The organism is Bacillus sanguinis, from assembly GCF_018332475.1.
In the GTDB taxonomy this organism is placed as follows: domain Bacteria; phylum Bacillota; class Bacilli; order Bacillales; family Bacillaceae_G; genus Bacillus_A; species Bacillus_A sanguinis.
Window position 1 is genome coordinate 60,512 of record NZ_BOQB01000085.1, and the last position, 8,852, is coordinate 69,363.

Genomic DNA, 8,852 nt, shown 5'->3' on the forward strand with positions numbered 1-8,852 from the left:
AGCCTTCTTTTTAGTCGATATGACAAACTTCTTTCCAATCTTTCAGGCGTGAACGACGCTTTATTGTATGGCTTTGAACTTCTTCCCATATATGTTGTTCAAAATCTGGATGAACAGTAATAGGGCGAAGATGTGGCCAGGGAAAACGCCTTAGTAAATTTAATCCCTCTTCCCAAGTGTGTACAACATGGGAGGAATGAGAAATAGTACCTATATCGTCAACACCATATTCGATTTCATTTATATGCCGAGAAAAAATCCATCTTTTATCGGCTTGTTGTAAGCCGAATAATGAGATAGAGCCTCCTTCACCAGCTACTTTAATTATTGTTTGCCAATTTTGCATGGTATTTACTCCTTCGTCAAATGGTGGATTTGTGAAAAAATTAATTTTTTCGGTTTCTGCAGGTGCGTAAAGTGGATGGCGTGGTTCTTTGTTTCTTAAAAATCCAAGGCAATAGATAGTTTTTTTATGATCGTGTGACCATTGTTTGAGGAGATAGCGTATGTGAGTGGATTGTTTATGTAGTTTCCCGTGTTTTCCCCAAGCGACGATAATAATAGTTGCTTCTTTAAAGGCTTTTTCTAAGTAATAGCAATTTTTTTCTCCTATGATTTCAGAGTGCGGGAGTTCATGTAAGTCTTTAGGATAAGTTGTACGATAACTAAACAGGTTACAAATTTCTAAACTGCCACATTCCCATCGCTTTGCAAAGTTAATACAACGCTTCGTAGTCATGTCATCGTGTTGTGCATCTGCTGTACTTGGGTTTAGCATAATAAATAGAGTACGGTTTTCGTTTGTAATATCCCACTCTCTCGTCAAACTATAACGGTGGTTTCCTTCCATAATTGCATCACGGATCATTGCGAATTCCCCCTTTATGTTTTCATAGTTTTATAATACCTTAAAATGCTGTATGAAATATCATAATTTTCCATTAATTGTTTGGTATAATAAGATAAAAACATTTGGGGGAGACAGGATGGCGTTACTCGAGTTGAAACAATTAGGGAAGACGAACCAGTTACCAGTAGTTGAACTGAAGGTTGAGAAGGGACAATGTGTTGTTTTGCAATGTAATAACCATACAGCTAAAGTGTTGCACCGCATTATAATTGGTGAGGAAGAAGCTTCAACTGGCAACGTGCTATTTGAGGGAGAATTGATTGGAAAGAGAAATTATTTTCGCATCGGTTTTTGTTTTTTGAAAGATGAGGCATACGACCGTTTGAAGGTAAAGGAATACTTTAAGTTCTTAATAGGGCTTTATGAATCAAATATGAGCACAGAAGAAGTCGTGCAATATGTCGGCCTCTTAGATAAATTAAACGTTAAAATAGAAAAACTATCATTTTCAGAGAAACGTCGTCTTCATATTGGACGAGTTATGATTCATAATCCGGATTTAGTTATTTTGGAAGAGCCGGAGCAAAATGTAGATACAGAGAGCACGATTATTATCAGGAAATCAATTATGAAAATGAAAGAGCAAGGAAAGGCCATTTTTATTACGTCATCGTTTCTATCGGACGCCCTTTCGTTAACAGAAGATGTATACATATTAAACAATGATGGTGTGAAAAAAATAGAAATCGAACAAGAAGAAGTGGAAGAAGTCGATGGAGAAAAAGTTGTTCAAATGATTCCGCAAATGAAACTTGAAAGAATTCCAGCGAAAGTAAACGATAAAATCATTTTACTTGATCCGATGGAAATTCATTTCATTGAAACACAAAACGGCGTGACACATATTCATGTGCGCGAAGGTGATTTCGTATGTACATTAACGTTAAGCGAACTAGAATCGAGATTAACAGGATTCGGGTTCTTTAGATGCCATCGCTCGTACCTTGTGAATTTACAAAGAGTAAGAGAAGTGATTACGTGGACTCGTAATAGCTTTAGTTTAATTTTGGATGACGAAAGAAAAAGTTCAATTCCGCTTTCGAAAGGACGAATGGATGAATTAAAAGTTGTGATTGGGCTATAAAAAGTGCTCCAATAAGCTCAAAATACGATTCATTCACCGGTAAAAATACTCCTTTTACCGGTATTTTACTGCGTAACCCTTTAGTTTTTCATATGATTGAGTCAAGAAAAGCGAAACAAACAAACGAAAAGCGCTAAAGCGACTTTCATCTATAAAAGAAAAAACAAAGGGGATGACGAGATGACATTGGCAATTGAAATGAAAGATGTAATGAAAAGTTTCAACGAAAAAACAGCACTTCGAAATGTAAATATTGAAGTGAAGCAAGGAGAAATTTTTGGATTCCTCGGACCGAGTGGATCCGGAAAAACAACAACAGTAAAAATTTTAACTTCTCAATTACTTCATAGTGTTGGAACGGTAAAGGTACTAGGAAAAGATATTACAGGGCCAAGCAGCATCGATTACAAACGAATTGGTATTTTAACAGACAATAGCGGTTTATATGAGAGACTTAGCATTTATGATAACTTACTATTGTTTTGTGACTTATACGATTGTAAAAAAGAACGAATTGATGAAGTGCTAGCGCAAGTGAATCTATTAGATGATAAGAAAACATTAGTAAAGAAACTGTCAAAAGGAATGAAGCAGCGCGTTACACTAGCAAGAGCAATCCTTCATAAACCAGATATCCTCTTCTTAGACGAACCAACATCTGCACTCGATCCAGTTAACGTACAAAACATTCATAAAATCTTAAAAGACTTAAATAAAGAAGGAACGACGATTTTCTTAACGACTCACAATATGGAAGAGGCAGAGACACTTTGTAACCGTATCGCCTTTCTGTGCGGCGGAGAAATTGTAGCGCTTGATACCCCGGAAAACCTTCGCTTACAATACGCGAAAGATCAAATACAAGTCGTATTAAAAGATAAGCAAAAAGAAGTCGTACAAAAAGATGAATTAGGTGCAAAACGCATTTCAGAATGGATGAAAAAGGGCGAATTACTATCCATCCATTCACATGAACCAACGCTAGGCGATATCTTTATTGAAGTTACTGGGAGGGGATTATAATGACATTTTCAATGAGACGATTTTCAGCTATTTTTCGGAAAGAGGTACAGGATATTAAAGCAAATGCATCTGTGCTTGTAATGGCGGCACTGCCACTTGTATTTTCTTTTGTTTATCAACAGATGGATGGACCGAAAGAACAAATCGCTAATATGGTAACTTTAATGGCCTTAACAATGGTAGGAAGCTTTGTTCAAGCGGCTTTAATTGCGGAAGAAAAAGAAAAGCACACACTACGTGTAATGATGTTGTCACCAGCATCATCGTTAGAAGTATTATTAGGGAAAAGTGCATTAACAGCTCTTATTACATTTGTAATTTGTATTAGTAATTTTGCTATTTTAGGTGTAATAAAGGGGAATATGGTTTTAATCACTCTATTTTTACTTGTTAGTATATTTTTCTTCCTTATGTTAGGTACGGCGATTGGATTAATAGCTAAAACAACGGCGTCAACATCAGTAGTAGGTATGCCGATTCTATTTGTTTTTCTTTTAGCTCCAATGTTCGGGCAATTTATTAAAAGTGATTTGGTAAAAAAGGCAATCGATTTTCTTCCAACGAAACATCTTGCGGATGCAATGCCAAAGCTGCTAGCTGGAAAAGGCTTTTCAACTGTTAGTGGTGATTTAATAAATATTATAATTTGGTGTGTGCTTTCAATTATTCTTTGTATTATAATTTACAAAAAGAAACAAATGGACTAAAAACTGAGCTGAAACGCTCAGTTTTTTCTTTTTTCTATCATTTCCTCGGAAATTTTGCAATTCCTATACATATTTTTACAGATTTTGTCGAAAAGTAATTAGTTATACGTTGTATAGGATACGTGAATATTGTTCAAAATGATTGCTGAGGTGATGATGGAATGCGAGGAAGAAATAATAAAAAGTCGCAAAAGGTAGTACATTTATTTCAAAAAAGATGGGTATTTCCGGCACTATACATTGCTTGTGCAGCGGTAATCTTAATGGTTGCGCTATGGTTCCAAGGAGCTAATCCGAAGAAGACTCCGAACCAAGATCAAGCAACACCGTATACACAAACGGAAGATCCAGCAGTACCAGTAACGAAGTCTTCAGAAGTAGTGAAAATGCCAGCTCCTGCTAATGCGGAAGTAGTCGTACAGAAGAAGTTCTATGAAGATGCAGCAACTGAGGCGGAACAAGAAAAAGCACTTGTCTTTTATAACAACACATATTCCCCAAATAAAGGAATTGACATTGCTGCGAAGAATGGAAAAGAATTCAATGTTACAGCTGCTTTAAGTGGTACAGTAACGAAAGCTGAAAAAGATTCACTTCTTGGTTATGTTGTAACAGTTGATAGCGGAAATGGTGTAGCAACTTCTTATCAAAGCTTAGGCAGTGTGAAAGTAGAAAAAGGTGCACGAGTTGTACAAGGTGAAGTATTAGGAAAATCCGGTCTAAGTGCAATGAATAAAGAAGCAGGTTCTCACGTTCACTTTGAAGTACGTAAAGACAACGTGGCTGTGAACCCTGAGCGCTACTTAAATAAATCAGTAGCAGAAATTAAAGCTGATGCAGGTGCTGCAAAGGCAACGAATGCTTCTGGTAAAAAAGCTGATGACAAATCTCAAAAAGAAGAGAAGTCAACGAGCACGACACCAGAAAGTAAAACAGAAGATAAGTCTCAAAAAGAAGAGAAATCAACAAGCGGTTCGACTAGTGACAAAAAAGAAGAACCGAAGAAAGAAGAAAAATCAACAAATGGTTCTACAGAATCATCTAACAGTTCTTCTTCACAAGAATAAAACAGTAAAAAATCAGTTCTCTAGGAGAGCTGATTTTTTTACTTTCATATAAAAATACTCAATTTCGAGAAAAAAGTTGCAATAACAAGGAAAAATGACGAGATTCTCGAATATATATTACAAAAAGGAGGGGATACTGTGTCATTTTTATTTGTTCTGTCGACTGCTATTATTTTATTGTTTGTTTTATTCACTTTATATTATTATATTGCCGGTAAGAAAGAGGTTCCCCACCATCAATTGTTAGAAGAAGAATTGGAACGAGAAGAATGACACCTTATATACAAGGTGTCATTTTTTTCGCCAAAATAGTCAATGTTAACGTATTTCTCACAAAAAAACGTAATTTTTCTTAACTTAGTCCGCAAAAATAGTGAACATGTAGCATATATCAGTAGTGCGGGCAATACAATGGTATAAACCAAAGCAAAGAGAGTGTTTGAGGTGAGAAATCGTGAATCATTTCATTATAAATCCAAGAATGTTTAACGCTTACAAACAGCACTCACACTTACTTCTTAGTCGTATGCAGCGAGGCTCATTTCACACTTCTCACATCCAATTTAGGGAGGCGAGTGGTGTGCACGATTACATCAAAGAGAGAACTATCAAGATTGGTAAGTATATCGTGGAGACAAGAAAGACAGTGCGTGTCATTGCAAAGGAATTTGGGGTATCAAAGAGTACAGTCCATAAAGATTTAACGGAACGTCTACCAGAAATTAATCCAGAGCTCGCAAATGAAGTGAAAGAAATTCTTGATTATCATAAGTCTATTCGTCATTTAAGAGGCGGAGAAGCAACAAAACAAAAGTATAGAAAAGAAGATGTAGAAAAGCCGGTACGTCAATAAATATGCGATCGCAAACATTCCGTTTCAATTCGGTAATATTTTTCAGAAGAATTCTTTTTGCGAATATTACGTTTCTGTTAAATTTATGATAAAATCAGAAATTAGGTGTAAAAGAATTCGGGTGTAGCCTGATTTTGAATATCGAGGAGGAAAAAACGGGAATGTTTGCGCGAGATATCGGAATTGACCTAGGTACGGCTAACGTATTAATCCATGTTAAAGGTAAGGGTATTGTATTAAATGAGCCATCTGTTGTTGCAATTGATCGTAACACAGGTAAAGTATTAGCAGTTGGTGAAGAAGCAAGAAGTATGGTGGGACGTACGCCTGGTAATATTGTAGCAATTCGTCCACTAAAAGATGGTGTAATCGCAGATTTCGAAATTACAGAAGCAATGTTAAAGTATTTCATTAACAAATTGGACGTAAAGAGCTTCTTTTCAAAACCTCGCATTTTAATTTGTTGTCCAACAAATATCACATCAGTAGAACAAAAAGCAATTCGTGAGGCTGCTGAACGTTCAGGTGGTAAAACAGTATTTTTAGAAGAAGAACCAAAAGTAGCCGCAGTTGGTGCTGGTATGGAAATCTTCCAACCAAGCGGTAACATGGTTGTTGATATTGGTGGAGGTACAACAGATATCGCTGTACTATCTATGGGTGATATTGTTACCTCTTCCTCTATCAAAATGGCTGGCGATAAGTTTGATATGGAGATCTTAAACTACATTAAACGTAAGTATAAGCTATTAATCGGAGAACGTACTTCAGAAGATATTAAAATTAAAGTTGGTACAGTATTCCCAGGTGCACGTAGTGAAGAACTTGAAATTCGCGGACGTGACATGGTAACTGGTTTACCACGCACAATTACAGTATGCTCTGAAGAAATTACAGAAGCATTAAAAGAAAATGCCGCTGTTATTGTACAAGCTGCAAAAGGCGTACTAGAGCGTACACCACCAGAACTATCTGCGGACATCATTGATCGCGGTGTAATTCTAACAGGCGGTGGAGCTTTACTACACGGTATTGACATGCTTCTAGCAGAAGAATTAAAAGTACCAGTATTAATTGCTGAAAACCCAATGCACTGCGTTGCGGTTGGTACAGGTATTATGTTAGAGAATATTGATAAATTACCACGTCGTGCATTACGATAAAGTGAAACTTTAATAAGTGGGGGCATCACCCCCGCTTATTATTAGCTCGCAAAAGGCGGGGAAGATGAAAAGAACTAAGGTGTTAACCGTAGTTCTTTTTTTGTTTTTTTATTCTTTTATTTTTTTATTTTATTTTGATTTATTGAGAAAATTGAAGAAAAATAAAGAAAAATGAAGAAAACAGGTAAAATATTCATATATATGGTTAAATTTAATATTTCCTTATTTGAAAACGTTTATAATATAATGAGTCGAATACGACATTAAGGCAAATAATGTTTCAGTACATATTGCCTTTCCCTAATTTGGGCATACACTCTTTTCTACCTCCGTGTCAGTTGCAAGAATATGCAACTATTTTAATGGAATAGAGTGTGTGCATTTTTTTATAAATAGGAAGTAAAATTTTACTTTCTAATGACAAACAATAAACAAAATGGGATAATAAACAATATGTCCAAGTGGTAAGACCAATATTACAAAAGGGGCGATTGTTACATGCTAAATATAGAACAAATTAAAGAAATCATTCCTCACCGCTATCCATTTTTACTTGTTGATAAAATATTAGAAGTAGATGAAGGAAAAAGAGCGGTTGGAATTAAAAATGTATCCGCAAACGAAGAATTCTTTAACGGGCATTTTCCTGACTATGCAGTTATGCCCGGTGTACTGATTGTAGAAGCATTAGCACAAGTCGGAGCAGTTGCGGTATTAAAGAAAGAAGAAAACCGCGGAAGACTTGCTTTCTTCGCTGGTATCGACAATTGTCGTTTCAAAAAACAAGTACGTCCAGGTGATCAACTTCGCCTAGAAGTAGAAATGACACGTGTACGTGGCCCGATCGGAAAAGGGAAAGCAATCGCAACAGTAGATGGTGAAGTTGCATGTGAAGCTGAAATTACATTTGCGATTGGTGATAAAAAAGAATAAAGATAATAAAAAATCTCCTTGTGAAAATGCAAGGAGATTTTTTATTTCCACTATATATCGGTGTAATCACTAAAATGCAAAATAGTCAGAAGATTACTTGTATATGGAAAGTAATTCCCATATAATTACTTTATTGTTTATTCGAAAATTAGGATGAATGATAAGGGCAGAAAAGAAGTAAAGTCATTGTCATATTATAAAGGTGTTCATAAAAGACAAAGTAGAATGATATTGATTAAGATGAGATGTGGGGAAATCAGTGATACAAAATATTAATTAGACGTATGAAATCGAGCATAGAGAGAAAAAGGAGAAATGTCGCATTTTACACAAAAGGAGATTATGGATATGTTCGGAAGAAAGAAAAGAAAACCATTACGACAATTAATTACACATAAAGAGCCAAAATCACGTGTTGCAGAACAATACCGTAACATTCGTACAAATATTGAATTTACATCTGTAGATAGTCATGTTCGTTCTATTATTGTTACCTCGGCAGATCCAGGCGATGGAAAAACAACAACAATTGCAAACTTAGCAGTTGTTTTCGGCCAACAAGGAAAGAAAGTCTTATTAATCGGAGCTGACTTGCGTAAGCCGACGATTCAAAACTTATTTGCCATTCACAATTCAAATGGATTAACGAACTTATTATCAGGACAAGCGAAACTGATGCAATGCATTCAAAAAACAGATATAGAGAACGTATACTTAATGGCAGCAGGTCCAATCCCGCCCAATCCAGCTGAACTATTAGGTAGCCGGGTAATGGATGATCTATTACTAGAAGCATATAACATGTTTGATATTATTTTGATCGATACACCACCGGTTCTTGCGGTTACCGATGCACAAATACTAGCAAACAAATGCGATGGAATCGTACTTGTCGTACGCAGTGAAAAAACAGAAAAAGATAAAATTGTAAAAGCGAAGCAAATATTAGACAAAGCGTCCGGTAAATTACTTGGTGTCGTCTTAAACGATAAAAGAGAAGAAAAAGAACAATATGGATATTATTAGAAAATAGTATATAGAATAATAAAAATGTAAAAGCTGATAAATAATTTTATTGGCTTTTTTGAATTTTTGTAAAATTTATCATTGCA

At 35.6% G+C, this 8,852-nt stretch carries 10 protein-coding genes; 9 read left to right on the plus strand and 1 reads right to left on the minus strand.

Annotation, left to right across the window (positions count from 1 at the left end; translation table 11 throughout):
* Positions 1-10 precede the first annotated feature (10 nt).
* Positions 11-868: a DUF1643 domain-containing protein gene (locus tag KI369_RS29480; RefSeq protein ID WP_238484915.1), complete on the minus strand. Its 858-nt coding sequence runs from the start codon at positions 866-868 to the stop codon at positions 11-13.
* A 118-nt stretch (positions 869-986) separates the two neighbouring features.
* On the opposite strand from KI369_RS29480, the gene KI369_RS11345 reads away from it, so the two are divergent.
* The 9 genes from KI369_RS11345 (at position 987) to KI369_RS11385 (ending at position 8,766) form a co-directional block, all read left to right on the plus strand.
* On the plus strand, positions 987-1,994 hold the full coding sequence (locus tag KI369_RS11345) for a LytTR family transcriptional regulator DNA-binding domain-containing protein (protein WP_212956010.1): 1,008 nt from the start codon (positions 987-989) through the stop codon (positions 1,992-1,994).
* Between the two features lie 180 nt (positions 1,995-2,174).
* Positions 2,175-3,017: an ABC transporter ATP-binding protein gene (locus KI369_RS11350; protein WP_000170840.1), complete on the plus strand. Its 843-nt coding sequence runs from the start codon at positions 2,175-2,177 to the stop codon at positions 3,015-3,017.
* Positions 3,017-3,724: an ABC transporter permease gene (locus KI369_RS11355; RefSeq protein WP_212956011.1), complete on the plus strand. Its 708-nt coding sequence runs from the start codon at positions 3,017-3,019 to the stop codon at positions 3,722-3,724. The genes KI369_RS11350 and KI369_RS11355 overlap by 1 nt, the downstream gene beginning before the upstream one ends.
* Positions 3,725-3,885: 161 nt before the next feature.
* Positions 3,886-4,791 carry a stage II sporulation protein SpoIIQ gene (gene spoIIQ, locus KI369_RS11360; protein WP_212956012.1) on the plus strand — a complete coding sequence of 302 codons (906 nt, stop codon included), beginning with the start codon at positions 3,886-3,888 and terminating at the stop codon, positions 4,789-4,791.
* Between the two features lie 138 nt (positions 4,792-4,929).
* Positions 4,930-5,064 (plus strand): hypothetical protein, encoded by a 135-nt coding sequence (locus tag KI369_RS11365; protein ID WP_000008903.1) that lies wholly within the window; start codon positions 4,930-4,932, stop codon positions 5,062-5,064.
* A 307-nt stretch (positions 5,065-5,371) separates the two neighbouring features.
* A complete protein-coding gene (spoIIID, locus tag KI369_RS11370; protein ID WP_000544012.1) occupies positions 5,372-5,644 on the plus strand; it encodes a sporulation transcriptional regulator SpoIIID in 273 nt (90 codons plus the stop codon).
* 161 nt (positions 5,645-5,805) lie between these two features.
* Entirely contained in the window at positions 5,806-6,807 is a 1,002-nt protein-coding gene (locus KI369_RS11375; protein ID WP_000457986.1) for a rod shape-determining protein, read from the plus strand.
* 498 nt (positions 6,808-7,305) lie between these two features.
* Entirely contained in the window at positions 7,306-7,740 is a 435-nt protein-coding gene (gene fabZ, locus KI369_RS11380; RefSeq protein WP_000931959.1) for a 3-hydroxyacyl-ACP dehydratase FabZ, read from the plus strand.
* A 348-nt stretch (positions 7,741-8,088) separates the two neighbouring features.
* Complete coding sequence (locus KI369_RS11385; protein ID WP_212956013.1) at positions 8,089-8,766, plus strand: CpsD/CapB family tyrosine-protein kinase; 678 nt, start codon at positions 8,089-8,091, stop codon at positions 8,764-8,766.
* The last annotated feature ends 86 nt before the right edge of the window (positions 8,767-8,852 follow it).